This window comes from Streptomyces sp. WAC 04229 (genome assembly GCF_003947455.1).
Taxonomy (GTDB): Bacteria; Actinomycetota; Actinomycetes; order Streptomycetales; family Streptomycetaceae; genus Streptomyces.
The window spans coordinates 1-16,236 of the sequence record NZ_QHJH01000156.1; the positions used below are offsets into that span (position 1 = coordinate 1).

A 16,236-nucleotide genomic window follows, 5' to 3' on the forward strand; every position below is an offset into this window, starting at 1 on the left:
CCCCCGCACCCCACAGGGCGCCCAGCAGCAGGGCCGTGCCGAGGTGGGCGCGCAGGTCGAGGCCCGCGCCGAAGGCATCGATGCCGAGCACCGACAGCGAGGCGTCCACGGACACCCCGCTCAGCCAGGAGAGCAGCGGCAGTGCCGCCCCGGTCACGAGGCCGAGCCGCAGCGCGCAGCGCCCCACGAAAGCGGGGGAGCGCCCCTCGCCGGGCGCCACGGGCGTCCGTACCGCCGTCAGGATCCCGGCCAGCAACATCATCAGGGCCGCCGCCACCCCCAGCAGCCACACCCGTCCGTCCAATTCCGCCAGCCGCGCCAGCGTGACCGGATCGTCCGCGCCCGCGCCCAGCAGCTCGTCCAGCGGAGCGGGGAGAACCCGGACCAGTTCGCCGGTGGCCCGCCCGTCCCACGGCACGGACAGGCCGACCGGGACACCGAGCCAGGCCCCGTTCGGCGCACCGAGGAGCGCGGCGCCCGCGATCCGCCGCGGATGGTCGTCGCCGACCGCCGCGTACACGGCCGCCGCGACGCCGGCCGCCACCGCGGTCAGGGCCACCGTGACCACGGCGGACACGGCGGGCCGCACCACCCGGTGCACGGCCGCACACCCGCGCGGCAGCGGAGTACGGCGCGAGGCCAGCAGCGCGATCAGCAGGACCCCGGCGGACCAGGCCAGCCCGCCCAGCAGGGTCGGCGCCGTGTCGACGCTGATGCCCACCGCGGCCTCGGCGTCGACGAGGTCACCGATCCGGTCGGGGAGCAGCCCGCCGATGTCACCCACGTCCCCGAGCCCCGGAATCTCCACGCCGCCACCGCCGCCACCGGGCAGCGCGTCGACCCCCAGCGCACCGCCGTCGATCGTGATGACGCCGTGACCCGCCCAGACCAGACCACCGGTCATCGCCACGAACAGGGCGACCACCGCGCCCGCGCGTGCGAGGAGTTCGGCGGGGGAGACGGCAACTCCGGCCCCGCGCAGGGAGCGCAGGAAGAAGAACGACAGCAGCAGCGCACCGACCAGGCTCACGCCCAGTGGCGTGATCTCGATGGCCGAGTACGCCTGCGCCCCCTTCAGCCCGAACACCGACATGTCTCCGTCGGGTGTCACCGAACCGCCCGCGCCCAGCGCCACGACCGCCGCCGTCATCGGGCCCAGCGAGCCCGCCGCGTCCGCGTCCAGCAGGTGCAGACCGAGCGCCGCCGTTCCCGCCATGCCGATCAACGCCCAGCTCACGGCGGCGATCGCGGTCAGCAGCACGTCTCCCCACGGCACCCCGGGGGCATACTCCTCGGACCCGACGCTCGTGCACGCGCTCATGGCAGACCCCCCGATCCGCTGCGCGGCGGAGTTGCCGCGCATGTCCCCCTCGCGTGGATTACCACTTTCCGCGCAGGTTTCAACCCCGTCAACGGGGGCGGTCGATGGCTGCCTACACGGTTTTCACAAGGCCCGACTTTCGGTCAGGGGCCCGAGCCTGAAATAGTTCCCCCCGATGTTCGACATCCCTAGACTCCCCGCGACGGGGGTACATCGGGGGACAACTCAGTGGGGCTTGGAGTGCCGGAACTCGTACTGGAATCCAACGGACGGACCTGGACGCTCGATCCGTCCCGGTCATACGCGCTCGGACGCGATCCGCAGGGGGAGCTTGTCTTTGACGACGCCAGGGTGTCCTGGCGTCATGCCACGATCACTTTCGACGGCCGCAGTTGGGTCGTCGAGGACCACGGGAGCACCAACGGCACGTTCGTGCACGGGCAGCGGGTCCAGCGGATGGAGCTCGGCGCCGGCAGCGTGCTGAACCTGGGCAACGCGAACGACGGACCGCGCGTCGAGCTGACCGGCGCACAGGCCCCGGCCGCAACGCCGCAGGCCCAGCCCCAGCAGACGCCGCAGGCCCAGCCCCAGCAGCAGCCGTACGCGGCGCAGGGCGCGAACGCCGGCTGGGCCCAGCAGGCCCCGGCACAGCAGTCGCCGCCCCAGCAGGCCCCGCAGCACGGGCAGCCGCACCAGCAGCCCCAGCAGGCCGGCTGGCAGCAGCCGCAGCAGGCGGCGCCGCACTTCCCCCAGCAGCAGGGCTCCGGTGGCGCGGCGGGGGCGCCGCCGGTCTACGGCGACCGCAGCCCGACCACGTTCCACCAGTTCTCGCTCGGCCGTGTGATGCGCATCGGCCGTGCCCTGGAGAACGAGCTGGTCGTCTCCGACCTCCAGGTCTCCCGCAACCACGCGGAGTTCCACGCGACGCCCGACGGGCGCATGGAGATCCGCGACCTGGGCTCGCACAACGGCACGTACGTCAACGGCCAGCCGATCGCCAAGGGCGGTTCGCAGCTGCTCGGCCCGACCGACGTCGTCGGCGTCGGCCACTCGACGTTCCGGATCGTCGGCGACCGGCTCGAGGAGTTCGTCGACACCGGTGAGGTGTCCTTCTCCGCCCGGCACCTGACCGTCACGGTCGACGGCGGCAAGCAGATCCTCAAGGACGTCTCCTTCGGCGTACCCGAGAAGTCGCTGATCGCGGTCATCGGACCGTCCGGCTCCGGCAAGTCGACCCTGCTCAAGGCGCTCACCGGCTACCGGCCGGCCGACCAGGGCGAGGTCCTCTACGACAACCGGAACCTGTACAAGCAGTTCGCCGAGCTGCGCCAGCGCATCGGTCTGGTCCCGCAGGACGACATCCTGCACAAGGAGCTGACCGTCAAGAAGGCCCTCAAGTACGCGGCGAAGCTCCGCTTCCCGGCCGACACCACGGCCGCGGAGCGCGACTCCCGCATCGACGAGGTGCTGCGCGAGCTGAAGCTGGACATCCACAAGGACAAGAAGGTCACGTCCCTCTCCGGTGGCCAGCGCAAGCGCGTCTCGGTCGCCCTGGAGCTGCTCACCAAGCCGTCGCTGATCTTCCTGGACGAGCCGACCTCCGGACTCGACCCCGGCATGGACCGCGACGTCATGCAGCTGCTGCGCGGGCTGGCCGACGACGGCCGCACGGTCCTCGTCGTCACCCACTCGGTGGCCGAGCTGGCGATCTGCGACAAGCTGCTGGTGATGGCGCCGGGCGGCTCGGTGGCCTACTTCGGCCCGCCCGAGGAGGCGCTGAACTTCTTCGGCTACGACACCTGGGCCGACGTCTTCTCCGCCTTCGAGGAGTATCGCGACTACGACTGGGCGGGTCGCTGGAAGGGTTCGCAGCACTACCAGATGTACGCCGCGGACATCGACGCCGTCGCGCCGCAGTCCGTAGCGGTGCCGGCGATGCAGGCGATGAAGCCGCCGAAGCCGCAGGGCTGGATGTCGCAGTTCGTCACGCTGGTGCGGCGCTACGTCTCGGTGATCGTCTCCGACAAGGGCTTCCTCGCCCTGATGGTGATCCTGCCGGCCGTGCTGGGCGCGGTGAGCCTGCTGATCGACGCGGACAAGGGCCTGCTGCCCAACCCGCCCAATCCGCAGAGCGGCCGGATCATCCCGAACGGCACCGCCACCACGGTCCTGCTGATCCTCGCGGTGGGCGCCTGCTTCGCCGGCGCCGCGAACTCGGTCCGCGAGCTGATCAAGGAACGGGTGATCTACGAGCGGGAACGCGCGACCGGCCTGTCGCGGTCCGCGTACCTGATGTCCAAGGTCTTCGTGCTCGGCATGATCACCGTGCTCCAGGGCCTGCTGGTGGGAGTGATCGGCTTCGCCAACCGGGAGATCCCCGAGGAGGGCCTGATCCTCGGCGGCGCGACCCTGGTCGAGCTGTCGCTGCCGATCATGGCGCTGGGCTTCACCTCGATGATGTTCGGCCTGATCATCTCGGCGCTGGTGAAGACCGCCGAGAAGACCATGCCGCTGCTGGTCATGTTCGCGATCATCCAGGTCGTCTTCACCGGCTGCCTCTTCGCCCTGAACGGCGCGGTCGGCGTCAACCAGTTCTCGTACCTGATGCCCTCGCGCTGGGCGGTGGCCGCGGCCGGCGCCACGCTGGACTTCAACAAGATCAGCCCGCCCGAGGAGGGCGCCGGGGCCGATCCGCTGTGGGAGCACACCGTGGGCGCCTGGGGCATGGACATGGCCGCGCTGATCGTCCTCGGCGTGATCTGCGGCTTCTTCGTGGCCCGCTTCCTGCGGCGGCACGAGCCCGAGGTCATGCGCAAGTGACGCGTGACCGCGGGTGACCGCGGCGAGACGCCCCGAAGGGCGGCACCCCGTCAGGAGGGTGCCGCCCTTCGGCGTGCGATCGGCGTCTGCGTCGGCGTCGGTCCGAAGAGGTCCGCGCCGGCCTCAGTACGCGCTGTCGACGTTGTCCATGGTGCCGTACTTGTCCGCGGCGTAGTTGCACGCGGCCACGATGTTGGCGACCGGGTCCCAGATGTTCTTCGAGGTGCCGGCCACGTGGTAGGCCTCGAAGGTCGGCGGGATGACCTGGAGCAGGCCCTTCGACGGGATGCCGTTGATGGCGTTGATGTCCCAGTCGTTGATGGCCTTCGGGTTGCCGGAGGACTCCCGCATGATGTTGCGGTGGATGCCCTCGTAGGAGCCGGGGATGCCGTGCTTCTTCATGATGGACCGGGCCTCGCGGATCCAGCCGTCGAGGTTGTTCGGGTAGGACTTCTTGACCTCGGCGCGCTTGGCGGACCGGCTGGCGGCCTCCTTCGCCTCGCGCTTGGCGGCGGCCTTCTTCGCGGCCTGCTTCGCCGCGGCCTTCTCGGCGGCGGCCTTCTTCGCGGCCGCCTCCTTCTTCGCCTCGATGGTGGCGACCTTCTGGCTGGCACCGGCCAGCTGGCCGGTGACGCCGGCGTGGACGTCCTGGATCTGCTTGGTGCTGTACGCCACCTTGGCCGTCGGAGCGGCCTCGCTCGTGGTCGTCTGGCCGCTGGCCGGCACGGCGGTGAGGGCGACGGCGGCGGCGCCGAGCGTGCCGACACCGGCTATGGCGACCTTCTGGGTGCGGGTCATGGAACGACTGCGACCACGGGAAAGGATGTTCTTGAGCATGGCGGGATAGACCTCTTCGAATAGCGCGGAGGTCGCTCTCGTCCGGTGGGGACAGGGGGTGTTACCGGCACAAACGCCGTGGGGGAGAACCCACGGCGCTGAGCGACGAGAGCAATTCTTAGCGGCCGCAAAATCCGGAGGCAAAGGTGTGACGTACGATCCGAGGTAGTGGATCAGGGAACGGCGAAACGGGGCAGATTGGACTATCTGCCCCGCTCAAAACGGACGAGTCGTACTCCTACTCCTCTTCGTACGTGACGTGTGCCCTATGCCCGGGCTCACATCGACCCCCCGTCGTTCTCACCGTTGGTTGCTGGCGCAATGCACTGTGTGAGTGGCGGCGCGGCCCTCTCCTACGGCAGGAGGAGATGCACGTCGCCGAACTCGTGCCACAGGTAGCGCCCCCGCACCGCCGCGTCGTACCCGAGGTCGATCGCCGCCCGCCCCGCCACCGCCTCCAGCATCAGCAGGTGCGAGGCCTCGGGCTCGTGCAGCCCGGTCAGCAGGCCGTCCACCACCCGCACCCCGCGCTCCGGGGTCACGACCAGATCCGTCCACCCCGCCCCGGCCCGTACGACGCCGTCACCGCCGGCCGCCGACTCCACCGCCCGCACGGCGGTCGTCCCCACGGCCACCACCCGCCGCCCGGCGGCCCGCGCGGCGTTGATCAGCCGCGCCGACTCCCCGGGCACCGAGAACCGCTCCGGATACGGCGGTTCGTGCGACTCCGCCGAAGCCACCCCCGTGTGCAGCGTCACGGGCGCGAACTGCACGCCGCGGCTCACCAGCTCCGTCACCAGCCGTGCCGTGAAGGGCCGCGCCGCGCTCGGCATCTCCGCGCTGCCCGTCCCGTCGGGCGTCGCCAGCGCGAACACCGTCTGGTACACGGACAGCGGCTGGTCCCGCTCCGTGTACGAGTAGCGGATGGGCCGCCCGTGCTCCCGCAGCACCGCGGTCACCTCCGCCCCCGACACCCGCGCCCACCACAACCGGTCCCCGCGGGTGCTCAACGGCTCCTCCGCCACCAGCCGCCCACCCCCGGGCAGCCGCACCACCGTCCCCTTCGCCACGCACGCACGCGCGCGCGTGGTGCCCCGCCCGTCCGGCTCCCGCAGCTCCACCGCCCACCTGCCGTCGTCCCCGCGCGTGGAGAAGTGCACCACCACACGCGCGTGCCCGACCGACCCGTCGACCGCGGCCGCCAGCGTCGGAGACGTGTTGACCACCAGCAGATCACCGACCCGCAGCAGCCCGGGAAGCTCACCGAAGACGTGATGCGACACCTCGGTGCCCCGCGACACCAGCAGCCGCACGCCGTCCCGGTCCAGGCCCGGCCCCCGCTGCTCGGCCGGAACCCGTGCCGACAGCTCCTCCGGCACCTTCAGCGCCACCGTCATGACCGCGCCTCCAGCAGGGCCGGAGCCCCGTAGCGCCCGCTGGCCGGCCGCTCGTCCAGCAAGCGCAGGAGAGCCGGAACGACACCCACCGGATCGGGCCTCGGATCGGCGTCGTCCGGTACGGCCGCCGCGTACAGGTCCGTGGCCATGTCCCCCGGATCCACCGCCCAGACCCGCAGCCCCGGCTCCTCCACGCCCAGCACCGCCGCCAGCTGGTCCAGCGCCGCCTTGGACGCCCCGTAGCCGCCCCACGTCTCGTACGCCTCGGCCGCCGCGTCCGAGCTGATCGTCAGCACCGCGCCCGCCGGCGCCGCCCGCAGCGCCGGCAGCGCCTCCTTGACCAGGCCGAGCGCGGCCACCACGTTCACCTCCAGGGCCCGCCGCAGCCCGTCCGTCGGCAGCTCCGCCAGCCGCACCAGCGGCTCCGCACCCAGCGCGCTCGCGTTGCTGACCAGCAGATCCACCCCGCCCAGCCGCCCGGCCTCCGTCACCAGCCCGGTCCGGTGCCAGGGGTCGGTGACGTCCCCGGGCAGCGCCGTCACGCGCGTGCCGTACGCCTCCAGCGCCGCCGCCGTGTCCTTGAGCACCTCGGGGGTCCGGGCGTCCAGCACCAGATCCCAGCCCCGAGCCGCCAACGCCTCGGCGAGCGCTCGGCCCAGCCCCTTCGACGCTCCCGTGATGATCGCGACCGGCATGACACACGTCCCCTCGTCGTCCCCGCCGCGACCCGTCCGGTACGGCGTGATCCTCAACGTAGGAACCGGGCCCCACCCGCCGCCTCGGGCACCGGCCCCAACCCTGCGGGGTCCTTCGCCCTAGGCCGGAGGGACGGGACCTCGGACCTAGGCCCACCGCCCTAGGCGGCGGCCGTCACAGGTCCGATCCCCCTGTCGATCCCCGCCGGTACCGTGAGGACATGAGTCACGGCCCCCGGTCCGGCCTCGCCGCGGTGAGTTCCGCGCTGCTGGCCATGAGCAGGCACCTGGAGGTGCGCGACGTCCTCAAGACGATCGTCGCCTCCGCCCGCGAGCTGCTGGACGCCCAGTACGCCGCCCTCGGCGTCCCCGACGACCACGGCGGCTTCGCCCAGTTCGTGGTCGACGGCGTCAGCGACGAGCAGTGGAAGGCCATCGGCCCCCTCCCGCGCCAGCACGGCATCCTCGCCGCCATGCTCCACGAGGCCACGCCCGAGCGTCTCGCCGACGTCCGCGAGGACCCCCGCTTCGGCGGCTGGCCCTCCGCCCACCCCGACCTCGTCGACTTCCTGGGTCTGCCGATCCGCGACGGCGACGAGATCATCGGCGCCCTGTTCCTGGCGAACAAGCTGTGCCCTGATGCGGAGGGGAACCCTACGGTCCCCAGGCCCGAGGGCACCTGCGGCTTCACGCCGGACGACGAGGAACTGCTCGGCATCCTCGCCCAGCACGCCGCCATCGCCCTCACCAACGCGCGCCTGTACGAACGCAGCCGCGAGCTGACCATCGCCGAGGAGCGCTCCCGCCTCGCCCACGAGCTGCACGACGCGGTCAGCCAGAAGCTCTTCTCGCTGCGCCTGACCGCCCAGGCCGCCACCGCCCTGGTCGACCGCGACCCCGCGCGGGCCAAGGGCGAGCTGCAGCAGGTCGCCGCCCTCGCCGCGGAGGCCGCCGACGAGCTGCGCGCCGCCGTCGTGGAGCTGCGCCCCGCCGCCCTGGAGGAGGACGGCCTCGTCGCCACCCTGCGCACTCAGATACAGGTCCTCGACCGCGCCCACACCGCACGCGTGACCTTCGCCGGACACGGGGTCAAGGCCCTGCCCGCCGCCCAGGAGGAGGCGATGCTGCGCGTCGCCCAGGAGGCGCTGCACAACGCCCTGCGCCACTCCGGGGCGGCACGCGTGGACGTGACCCTGCACCGGAGGGGCACCGGGGCCGTACTGCGGGTCACCGACGACGGCAGCGGCTTCGACCCGCGCACCGTGCGCCGCGCGGGACGCCACCTCGGCCTGGTCTCGATGCGCGACCGGGCCAACGGCACCGGGGGAAGACTCACCGTGCAGTCCGCGCCCGGCCAGGGCACCACGATCGAGATGGAGGTCCCCGGTGGCTGACGCAATCAAGGTGCTGCTCGTCGACGATCACCAGGTGGTCCGCCGGGGCCTGCGCACCTTCCTGGAGGTGCAGGACGACATCGTGGTGGTCGGGGAGGCCGCCGACGGCGCCGAAGGAGTCGACCGCGCCCAGGAACTGAAACCCGACGTGATCCTCATGGACGTCAAGATGCCGGGCATGGACGGCGTCGACGCGCTGCGCAGACTCCGCGAGCTGGACAACCACGCGCGCGTACTGGTCGTCACCAGCTTCACCGAGCAGCGCACCGTCGTCCCGGCCCTGCGCGCGGGCGCGGCGGGTTACGTCTACAAGGACGTCGACCCCGAGGCACTGGCCGGTGCCATCCGCTCCGTCCACGCCGGCCACATCCTGCTCCAGCCCGAGGTGGCCGGCGCCCTGCTCAGCCAGGACGAGGGCAACTCCGGCCAGGGCAGGGGCGGTTCGCTCACGGAGCGCGAGCGCGAGGTGCTGGGCCTGATCGCGGACGGCCGCTCCAACCGGGAGATCGCGCGGGCGCTGGTGCTCTCCGAGAAGACCGTCAAGACCCACGTCTCGAACATCCTGATGAAGCTCGACCTGGCGGACCGCACCCAGGCCGCGCTGTGGGCCGTGCGCCACGGCGTGACCGGCTGACGGAAGGTTCCCTTCCGGTCGGAGATTCATACCGTCGTGGGAATGTCCCCCGAATGGCGCATCCTTTGCGGGGGCCGGCCGTTCTCCAGTGCGTGCCGCGGCGACTGCCGCGGCGATCGCAAGGAGGGCTTGTAAGTGAAGAACCTGAAGAAGGCAGCGGCCGTGACGATGGTGGCCGGCGGGCTGATCGCCGCCGGCGCGGGGATGGCCTCCGCCACCGACGGGTCCCAGGCCCACGGCGAGGCCATCGGCTCCCCGGGCGTCGCCTCCGGCAACCTGGTCCAGGCGCCGATCCACATCCCGGTCAACGCCGTCGGCAACAGCGTCAACGTCATCGGCGTCCTGAACCCGGCCTTCGGCAACCTGGGCCTCAACCGCTGACCCGGGCAGCACGATGCCCGCGGCCTCCCGGACAGCTGGGAGGCCGATCGGCGCCGATCAGCCCGTCCGGCGATTGAGGACGAGGCCGTTCAGGCCGAGAGGGGGGTCTGGGGGCGGAGCCCCCAGGTCGCCCACACCAGCGCCGGGTACAGGGTGAGGACGGTCACCGCATCCCCCGCCCACGCTCCTCCACAACGGAGTTGTACGCCGCGACCAGCGCCCGCCGAGCCGTCCGCTCCACCGGCCGCAGCGCCTCCCCCCGCGCCGCCATCTCGGACGCGCTCACCGCCCCACCGTGACCGTTCTCATACGCCAGCGACACCAGCGCCCCCACCCGCTGCGCCAACTCCAGCACCCGCACCGCCCGCGGCGGATACCCCGGCGCCAGCACCTCCCGACCGCGCTCGGCCCGCGCCCGGTACGCCGCGACCGCCGCCTCCGCCACCGGCCCCGACCCGGCCACGTCCAGCCGCGTCAGCACCTCGGTCGCGTCGCGCAGCGCCTCCGCCAGCTCCCGCTCCGCCTCCCCGAGCGAGGGCACGTCCGCGGGCGGCGCCTCCCGCACCGGCAGGCAGTGCCAGACCACCTCGACGTGCACGTCGCCCTCGGGCCCCGCCTCGTAGACCTCGGGCACCAGCCCCACCGCCGCACCGTGACAGACCACGGCCTCCTCCGCCTGCAGCGCCCGCGCGTTGAAGTCCGGCGGCCCGCTCAGGCCCAGCGGATGCCCCGGCGCGGGCAGCGCGACCCGCAGCCCCGTCGCCCCGAGCGCCCGCAGCCGGCCGAGGGCCAGCGTGAGACCGACGGGCGCAGGTTCGCCGGGCAGCCCCTCCACCCGGTGCACCGCGTCCTCCCCGACGATCGCCACCGCGGCGTCATCAGGCGAGACCAATCCGGCAATAAGTGCATTTCCCCAGGCGGCAAGGCGCCCTGCGCGTGGTTCCGAGAGCATGCCCCCACCCTAAGGACCGGACCGATGGAACGGTCATGCCGACCGGTGGCGTAGATTTCCTGGAGGGCCTGCGCCCACCTGGCGCGGCGGCCCGAGCCAAGGCGTACGCGACAGCCGAGACCGGCCACAATGCAAGGGGAGACAACGCGCTCATGAGCGATGTTCTGGAGCTTCAGGACGTATCCGTGGTCCGCGAGGGCCGGGCTCTGGTGGACCAGGTCTCCTGGTCGGTGAAGGAGGGCGAGCGCTGGGTCATCCTCGGCCCCAACGGCGCCGGCAAGACCACCCTCCTCAATGTCGCGTCCAGCTACCTCTACCCCAGCCAGGGCACCGCCACCATCCTCGGCGAGACGCTCGGCAAGCCCGGCACCGACGTCTTCGAGCTGCGCCCGCGCATCGGCGTGGCCGGCATCGCCATGGCCGACAAGCTGCCCAAGCGCCAGACCGTCCTGCAGACCGTACTGACCGCCGCCTACGGCATGACGGCGGGCTGGCACGAGGACTACGAGGACATCGACGAGCAGCGCGCCCGCGCCTTCCTCGACCGCCTCGGCATGACCGAGTACCTGGAGCGGAAGTTCGGCACCCTCTCCGAGGGCGAGCGCAAGCGCACCCTCATCGCCCGCGCCCTGATGACCGACCCCGAACTGCTGCTCCTCGACGAGCCGGCCGCCGGCCTCGACCTCGGCGGCCGCGAGGACCTCGTCCGCCGCCTCGGCCGGCTCGCCCGCGACCCCATCGCACCCTCCATGATCATGGTCACCCACCACGTCGAGGAGATCGCGCCGGGCTTCACCCACGTCCTGATGATCCGTCAGGGCAAGGTCATGGCCGCCGGCCCGCTGGAGCTGGAACTCACCTCCCGCAACCTCTCCCTCTGCTTCGGACTCCCGCTGGTCGTCGAGCAGAACGGCGACCGCTGGACCGCACAGGGCCTGCCGCTGTCCTGACCCGCCCCCCGTGCGCCCTGTCCCCAGCCCGCCCGACGGACCTACCATGACCACGTGAACGACATCGACGCATGGGTGTGGTGGCTCGTCGCCGCGGCAGCGCTCGGAATCCCGCTCGTCGTGACCGCGATGCCGGAGTTCGGGATGTTCGCCGTCGGGGCGGTCGCCGCCGCCGTGGCCTCCGGGTTCGGCGCGGACCTCGTCGTCCAGGTCCTCGTCTTCGTCGTCGTATCGGTCGCCCTCATCGCGGTCGTACGGCCCGTCGCCGCCCGGCATCGCTCCCAACAGCCCCAACTGGCCACGGGAGTCGACGCCCTGAAGGGCAGACAGGCCGTCGTCGTGGAGCGGGTCGACGGCTCCGGCGGCCGGATCAAACTCGCCGGCGAGATCTGGTCGGCACGCGCACTGGACACCGGGCGCGCCTTCGAAGCGGGTGAGGAAGTCGACGTCGTGGACATCGAGGGGGCCACGGCGATCATCATGTGACCCCGCCGTGCGCAAGTGGCCCGAACGGGCCCCGAGCGGTGCGACGGTCTGTCAGACTCGACCAGCAAGATCCTCAACAGCCGTAAGATCAGCAGTCGTCAGGGTCGGAGAAGGGGACGGACAACCACGATGGAACCGGTCATCATCGTTTTGATCATCCTGGTGGTGTTGGTCTTCATCGCCCTGATCAAGACCATCCAGGTCATCCCGCAGGCCAGCGCCGCCATCGTCGAGCGCTTCGGCCGCTACACGCGGACCCTGAACGCGGGCCTCAACATCGTGGTCCCGTTCATCGACACCATCCGCAACCGCATCGACCTGCGTGAACAGGTCGTCCCCTTCCCACCGCAGCCGGTCATCACCCAGGACAACCTGGTCGTCAACATCGACACCGTCATCTACTACCAGGTGACCGACGCCCGCGCCGCGACCTACGAGGTCGCCAGCTACATCCAGGCCATCGAGCAGCTCACCGTCACCACCCTGCGCAACATCATCGGCGGCATGGACCTGGAACGGACCCTGACCTCCCGCGAGGAGATCAACGCTGCCCTGCGCGGCGTCCTCGACGAGGCCACCGGCAAGTGGGGCATCCGCGTCAACCGCGTCGAGCTCAAGGCGATCGAACCGCCCACCTCCATCCAGGACTCGATGGAGAAGCAGATGCGCGCCGACCGCGACAAGCGCGCCGCCATCCTCCAGGCCGAAGGTGTCCGGCAGTCCGAGATCCTGCGCGCCGAGGGCGAGAAGCAGTCCCAGATCCTGCGCGCCGAAGGTGAGGCCAAGGCCGCCGCCCTGCGCGCCGAGGGCGAGGCCCAGGCCGTCCGCACGGTCTTCGAGGCCATCCACGCCGGCGACCCGGACCAGAAACTGCTCTCCTACCAGTACCTCCAGATGCTCCCGAAGATCGCCGAGGGCGACGCCAACAAGCTCTGGATCGTCCCCAGCGAGATCGGCGACGCCCTCAAGGGCCTGTCCGGAGCCATGGGCAACCTCGGCGGCCTGGGCGGCGGAGGCAACGGCACCCCCAGCGTCCCCGCCCAGGAACGCCGAGAGAAGCCGACGATCGACTAGCGCCCCTAAGGGGGCGCGGCGCAGCCGTCACGCCGCGTCCAGCACCAACCACTCCGGCAGCGCCTCGAAGTCGTCCCGGGCCAGCGCCAGCAACATCGCGTCGGCGGGCGTCGGCTCGAACGGCTCCCGAAGCAACGGCATCCCCGCCTGCTCCGGCGTCCGGTTCGCCTTGCGGTGATTGTCCTCCGCGCAGGAGGCCACCGTGTTCAGCCATGAGTCCTGCCCACCGTGCGACCTCGGCACCACGTGGTCGACGGTCGTCGCCCGCCGGCCGCAGTAGGCGCACCGGTGCCGGTCCCGGACCAGGACGCCCCGCCTCGACCAGGGAGCGCGTCTTCGAAAGGGCACCCGTACGTATTGGCAGAGCCTGATCACCCGTGGCGCAGGTATGTCGAGCGCGGCTCCGCGCATCCGCAGTTCGGGGTGGGCCTGCTCGACGACGGCCTTGTCCTGAAGCACCAGAACGACGGCTCGGTTCAACGTCACCGTCGACAACGGCTCGAAGCTCGCGTTCAGCACCAGCGTGTCCCGCATACCAGCCCACCTCCCGTGTGCACCGGCCCACCCCGTGGCGGGCTGGGATCAACTCTGGCCGGGCACGCCGAGATGGACAACGCAATATCCGCTGCTCCAGGGGCGACGATCTCCCCCCGCCACCCCTGGCAATAAAAATGCCCGCCCCTGATCCATTCCAAGACCGGGGGCGGGCAAACGTTCCATGAACGCTCGGAACGCTCAGCTGTCGGCGGGCAGCTCGTACTCACCGATCAGCTGGGCGCGCCCGATCGTGTGGAACCGCAGATTGAACCCGACGAACGCCGGGCTCGCCTCCGCGTCCGGGCCGAGCTTCTCCTGGTCCACGGCGTACACCGTGAACACATACCGGTGGGGCCCGTCGCCGGGCGGCGGCGCGGCACCGCCGAAGTCCTTGCTGCCGTAGTCGTTGCGCGCCTGCACGGCACCCTGGGGCAGCCCCTCGAAGGTGCCGCTGCCCGCGCCCACCGGCAGCTCGGTCACCGACGCCGGGATGTCGAACACCACCCAGTGCCAGAACCCGCTGCCCGTCGGGGCGTCCGGGTCGTAGCAGGTCACGGCGAAGCTCTTGGTCTCGGCGGGGAAGCCCTCCCACCGCAGCTGCGGAGAGGTGTTGCCGGCCGCGTGGACCTGAGCGTCCTTGAGCGTCCCGCCCTCCTGGACGTCGTCGCTCGTGACCGTGAACGACGGCACGGGCGGGTGGAAGTCATGGGGGAGCGGACGCCGCTTCAGCTCGGTCACCTCGGTACCTCCTGAATGTCTGGTGCAGAGATGACCGAGCCTAGATCCATCAGAACCAGTTGCGCTTGCTGCCGACCTCGGACAGCCACTGGTTGAGGTACGCAGTCCAGTCGGTGCCCTGGTAGTCGTTCAGCCCCACCTTGAAGGAACGGAAGGTGTCGCTGCCCTCGCTGAACAGCCCCGGCTTCTTGTCCATCTCGAGCACGACGTCCATGGCCTGCGCGTCGGCCACGAAGCTCAGCTCGACCTGGTTCAGCCCCCGGTACTGCTGCGGCGGGAAGAACTCGATCTCCTGGTAGAAGGGCAGCTGCTGCCGCGTACCCCGGATGTGGCCACGCTCCATGTCGGCGTTCTTGAACCGGAAGCCCAGCCCGATGAACGCGTCCAAGATCGCCTTCTGCGCCGGCAGCGGGTGCACGTTGATCGGGTCCAGGTCACCGGAGTCCACGGCACGGGCGATCTCCAGCTCCGTGGTGACGCCGATGTTCATCCCGCGCAGCGCCTGTCCGTCGATCATGGTGATCGGCGTCTCCCACGGGATCTCCAGCCCGAACGGCACCGCGTGCACGGCACCGGCCTTCAGCTCGAAGGCACCGCCGAGCCGCACCTTGGTGAACTCGATGTCCTGCTTGTACTCCTGGTCGCCGCTCTCCACCTCGACCTTGGCCTGGAGCCCGACGGACAGCCCCTCGATCTCCTGGTCGACGGATCCGCCCTGGATCCGCACCTCGCCCTGGACGACACCCCCCGGTACGACGTTGACCTCATTGAGCACGGTCTCGACCGAAGCCCCGCCGGCCCCCAGGCTCGCGAGCAGCTTCTTGAACGCCATGTCTCTCCTCCAGGCTTGCGTGTGAACCCTTGATCCCTACAAACGCGATCCGGCCGTGGCCGGTTCCGCGTCCCACACCCTGGCAAGCCGGCCGCCCTCTGGCCACCCCGCGCACGGACCCGGCTGCGTTACGCTCGGACGGCATGATCGCGAGCCCTGACCGTACGCCCCTGCCCAGGGAATTCTTCGACCGGCCCGTCCTCGAGGTGGCCCCCGATCTCCTGGGCCGCGTCCTCGTGCGCGACACCCCGGACGGTCCGATCGCCCTCCGCCTGACGGAGGTCGAGGCCTACGACGGTCGGAACGACCCCGGCTCCCACGCCTACCGCGGTCGGACCCCCCGCAACGACGTCATGTTCGGCCCGCCCGGACACGTGTACGTCTACTTCACCTACGGCATGTGGTTCTGCATGAACCTGGTGTGCGGTCCCGACGGCACCGCGAGCGCCGTCCTGCTCCGCGCCGGCGAGATCATCGAAGGCGCCGACCTGGCCCGGACTCGTCGACTCTCCGCCCGCAATGACAAGGAACTGGCCAAAGGACCGGCCCGTCTGGCCACCGCCCTGGGCGTGGACCGGGCCTTGGACGGCACCGACGCGTGCACGACCGAGGACACCCCGCTGCGCATCCTGACCGGCACCGCCGTGCCCCGCGACCAGGTACGCAACGGTCCACGGACCGGCGTGGCCGGTGAGGGCGGCGTTCATCCGTGGCGCTACTGGGTCGCCGACGACCCGACGGTCAGCCCGTATCGGGCCCATGTCCCGAAGCGGCGCCGAAGTTGACTCTCCTTTGGGGGGCGCGTAACGTAGCCCGAGCCGCTTGACCCGGTTACGGCATTCGCCAGCAGCCGAGAGCGGCCAACCCACTACCTACGACTTCCCTGAGCGGGAGCGAATTCGGCGTGCCCGCATGCCCGAATTCAACTCGCCCGGACCCGATTATGAGTCCGCGAAGGAATCGGCTAACGTAGTGAATGTCGAAAGGCCGACGGACGAAAGTCCGAAAGCCCGAGACAAACCCGCCGACCGGGAATCGGGCCGAAAAGGATCTGATAGAGTCGGAAACGCAAGACCGAAGGGAAGCGCCCGGAGGAAAGCCCGAGAGGGTGAGTACAAAGGAAGCGTCCGTTCCTTGAGAACTCAACAGCGTGCCAAAAGTCAACGCCAGATATGTTGATACCTCCGG

16 protein-coding genes are annotated in these 16,236 nt (G+C 71.0%); 8 read left to right on the top strand and 8 right to left on the bottom strand.

Going from position 1 to position 16,236, the window contains the following annotated elements; translation table 11 throughout:
* Positions 1-1,321, bottom strand: a 1,321-nt coding sequence (locus tag DMH12_RS29245; RefSeq protein ID WP_260474384.1) for a streptophobe family protein, incomplete at its 3' end; no start/stop codon positions are given.
* A gap of 240 nt (positions 1,322-1,561) precedes the next feature.
* On the opposite strand from DMH12_RS29245, the gene DMH12_RS29250 reads away from it, so the two are divergent.
* The gene (locus DMH12_RS29250; RefSeq protein WP_185832615.1) at positions 1,562-4,141 is read left to right on the top strand and encodes an FHA domain-containing protein; all 2,580 of its coding nucleotides are present in this window, start codon (positions 1,562-1,564) and stop codon (positions 4,139-4,141) included.
* Between the two features lie 123 nt (positions 4,142-4,264).
* Here the strand turns inward: DMH12_RS29250 and DMH12_RS29255 are convergent, their stop codons facing one another.
* The 3 genes from DMH12_RS29255 to DMH12_RS29265 all read right to left on the bottom strand — a co-directional run bounded on the left by DMH12_RS29255 (position 4,265) and on the right by DMH12_RS29265 (position 7,070).
* Positions 4,265-4,978, bottom strand: coding sequence for a transglycosylase SLT domain-containing protein (locus DMH12_RS29255; RefSeq protein ID WP_125494442.1), 714 nt, complete (start codon positions 4,976-4,978; stop codon positions 4,265-4,267).
* 353 nt (positions 4,979-5,331) lie between these two features.
* Complete coding sequence (locus DMH12_RS29260) at positions 5,332-6,375, bottom strand: S-adenosylmethionine:tRNA ribosyltransferase-isomerase (RefSeq protein ID WP_125494443.1); 1,044 nt, start codon at positions 6,373-6,375, stop codon at positions 5,332-5,334.
* A complete protein-coding gene (locus tag DMH12_RS29265) occupies positions 6,372-7,070 on the bottom strand; it encodes an SDR family oxidoreductase (RefSeq protein WP_125494444.1) in 699 nt (232 codons plus the stop codon). Before DMH12_RS29265 ends, DMH12_RS29260 begins: the two co-directional genes overlap by 4 nt.
* Positions 7,071-7,291: 221 nt before the next feature.
* Between DMH12_RS29265 and DMH12_RS29270 the strand changes: the two genes are divergently transcribed.
* From DMH12_RS29270 to chpE, 3 genes are all read left to right on the top strand, one after another.
* Positions 7,292-8,464 carry a GAF domain-containing sensor histidine kinase gene (locus tag DMH12_RS29270; protein WP_125494445.1) on the top strand — a complete coding sequence of 391 codons (1,173 nt, stop codon included), beginning with the start codon at positions 7,292-7,294 and terminating at the stop codon, positions 8,462-8,464.
* A complete protein-coding gene (locus tag DMH12_RS29275; RefSeq protein WP_122614749.1) occupies positions 8,457-9,098 on the top strand; it encodes a response regulator transcription factor in 642 nt (213 codons plus the stop codon). Before DMH12_RS29270 ends, DMH12_RS29275 begins: the two co-directional genes overlap by 8 nt.
* 135 nt (positions 9,099-9,233) lie before the next feature.
* Positions 9,234-9,479, top strand: coding sequence for a chaplin ChpE (gene chpE, locus DMH12_RS29280; RefSeq protein WP_125494446.1), 246 nt, complete (start codon positions 9,234-9,236; stop codon positions 9,477-9,479).
* Positions 9,480-9,642: 163 nt separating this feature from the next.
* Here the strand turns inward: chpE and DMH12_RS29285 are convergent, their stop codons facing one another.
* On the bottom strand, positions 9,643-10,431 hold the full coding sequence (locus DMH12_RS29285) for a hypothetical protein (RefSeq protein ID WP_125494447.1): 789 nt from the start codon (positions 10,429-10,431) through the stop codon (positions 9,643-9,645).
* 152 nt (positions 10,432-10,583) lie between these two features.
* Here DMH12_RS29285 and DMH12_RS29290 point away from each other — a divergent pair, with 152 nt between their 5' ends.
* From DMH12_RS29290 to DMH12_RS29300, 3 genes are all read left to right on the top strand, one after another.
* Positions 10,584-11,381 (top strand): ABC transporter ATP-binding protein, encoded by a 798-nt coding sequence (locus DMH12_RS29290; RefSeq protein WP_125494448.1) that lies wholly within the window; start codon positions 10,584-10,586, stop codon positions 11,379-11,381.
* Between the two features lie 54 nt (positions 11,382-11,435).
* Positions 11,436-11,867 carry an NfeD family protein gene (locus DMH12_RS29295; RefSeq protein ID WP_125494449.1) on the top strand — a complete coding sequence of 144 codons (432 nt, stop codon included), beginning with the start codon at positions 11,436-11,438 and terminating at the stop codon, positions 11,865-11,867.
* A 129-nt stretch (positions 11,868-11,996) separates the two neighbouring features.
* Positions 11,997-12,941, top strand: a complete 945-nt coding sequence (locus tag DMH12_RS29300) for an SPFH domain-containing protein (RefSeq protein ID WP_125494450.1) — start codon at positions 11,997-11,999, stop codon at positions 12,939-12,941.
* 27 nt (positions 12,942-12,968) lie between these two features.
* Here the strand turns inward: DMH12_RS29300 and DMH12_RS29305 are convergent, their stop codons facing one another.
* From DMH12_RS29305 to DMH12_RS29315, 3 genes are all read right to left on the bottom strand, one after another.
* Positions 12,969-13,475, bottom strand: coding sequence for an HNH endonuclease (locus tag DMH12_RS29305; RefSeq protein ID WP_122614743.1), 507 nt, complete (start codon positions 13,473-13,475; stop codon positions 12,969-12,971).
* A gap of 201 nt (positions 13,476-13,676) precedes the next feature.
* Complete coding sequence (locus tag DMH12_RS29310; protein WP_122614742.1) at positions 13,677-14,216, bottom strand: YbhB/YbcL family Raf kinase inhibitor-like protein; 540 nt, start codon at positions 14,214-14,216, stop codon at positions 13,677-13,679.
* A 49-nt stretch (positions 14,217-14,265) separates the two neighbouring features.
* Positions 14,266-15,048: a sporulation protein gene (locus DMH12_RS29315; RefSeq protein WP_125494451.1), complete on the bottom strand. Its 783-nt coding sequence runs from the start codon at positions 15,046-15,048 to the stop codon at positions 14,266-14,268.
* A gap of 143 nt (positions 15,049-15,191) precedes the next feature.
* Here DMH12_RS29315 and DMH12_RS29320 point away from each other — a divergent pair, with 143 nt between their 5' ends.
* Positions 15,192-15,833, top strand: a complete 642-nt coding sequence (locus DMH12_RS29320; RefSeq protein ID WP_125494452.1) for a DNA-3-methyladenine glycosylase — start codon at positions 15,192-15,194, stop codon at positions 15,831-15,833.
* Positions 15,834-16,236: the final 403 nt, after the last annotated feature.